This window comes from Lactobacillus sp. ESL0259, assembly GCF_003693045.1.
Lineage (GTDB): Bacteria > Bacillota > Bacilli > Lactobacillales > Lactobacillaceae > Lactobacillus > Lactobacillus melliventris.
On sequence record NZ_REHP01000012.1, the window covers coordinates 1 to 1,493 of the forward strand.

Consider the following 1,493-nt stretch of genomic DNA (forward strand, 5'->3'; position numbering starts at 1 on the left):
TGAAGTGCTCCATAATAGTTAGACATTAATCTGACTATTAGGAGCACTTTTTTCATGACTAAATATTCAACTACTTTGAAAATGGAAATTTGCAGTAAATACTTATCCCACCAAACCTCTTTAGCTAAACTAGAACGCGAATACGGCATTGATCATACCGAGATTAGGGCCTGGGCAGAACGTGCCCGTAAACATGGCTTAGCCGCTTTAAAGGTTACTCACACCCGACAAACTTATTTGCCTGAATTCAAGCTAAATGTGGTACGCTTCTATCATGAACATCACATGGGAGTACTCCAGGTAGCTGCAGTTTTTAATCTTTCGCGGTCAGTAGTAAGACAATGGCTGGCGGCTTATCAGGCTGCAGGCTACTCTGGGCTGCTCCCAAAATCCAAGGGGAGACCACCAACCATGACTAAAAAGAAGCGTCAGAAGAAGCTTAAACCCACTAAGAAGCTAACCGAAGTAGAACAATTGCGTCGTCAGGTTGCTGAGCTAGAGGCACAAAAAGCCGACTTAGAATTGGATAACTTAATCCTAAAAAAGTGGCTGCCCGATATCCACGCTCACCAACCGGCAAAAAACCAGAATAGTCGTGGAGATTCGGGCTGAGCGACCTGAGGTGCCGTTAAAGCTTTTGCTTGCCAAGCTGCACCTTAACCGCAAAACTTATTACGACAACCGCAGTCACCGATTGAACCGATTAGATAAATACGCTGCTGTTAAAGGCGTAATCAAGTCTATCTTCTACCAAGAAAGTGATGAGACTTACGGTTATCGACGTATGCATGGTGCACTCTTAGATCAAGGCTTTAGCTATGCGCCCAATACCGTGCGCAAGCTGATGCGGCAGCTGGGACTAAAGACCAGAGTCTACAGTAGGCGCACTGCACGCTACAGTTCTTATGCGGGCCCTGCAGGCGTAATCAAGGAAAACATTTTAAAGCAGCGGTTTAATGAAACCAGACCCTACCACGTCTTACACACGGATATTACCGAATACAAGCTGACCACAGGCAAAAAGGTTTATATTTCACCGGTCATTGATGAGGCCTCACTGGAAATACTGGCTTGTCAAGTCAGCTATTCGCCTAACATGAAGCTGGTTTATGATATGCTGGCAGAGCTTAAGCACAAGCTGCCTAAAACAGCCCAGCCTATTTTGCATTCAGATCAGGGTTTTCAATACCGCCACAGCGGCTATCAGACCAAACTAAGACAGATGAAGATTAAGCAAAGCATGTCGCGCAAGGGTAATTGCCACGATAATGCACCGGGAGAAACCATCTTCAACCTAATGAAACGGGAGAAGCTCAACCGCATTAAGATCAGTTCACTAGCAGAAATGCGGGAAGTACTGCATGATTACGTTTACTGGTTCAATCATATTAGAAGATCAAACAAACTAAAATACACGACCCCGATCAAATATCGAAATCGTGCATTGAGTCTTGCGTAATATTAAAATGTCTAACTTTTTAGTTGCACTTCAA

1 protein-coding gene is annotated in these 1,493 nt (G+C 44.3%); it reads left to right on the forward strand.

Going from position 1 to position 1,493, the window contains the following annotated elements:
- Positions 1 to 54 precede the first annotated feature (54 nt).
- A protein-coding gene (locus F5ESL0259_RS08795; protein WP_122038232.1) for an IS3 family transposase occupies positions 55 to 1,459 on the forward strand; the annotation gives its coding sequence in 2 pieces (ribosomal slippage) (positions 55 to 548 and positions 547 to 1,459; 1,407 coding nt in all).
- The last annotated feature ends 34 nt before the right edge of the window (positions 1,460 to 1,493 follow it).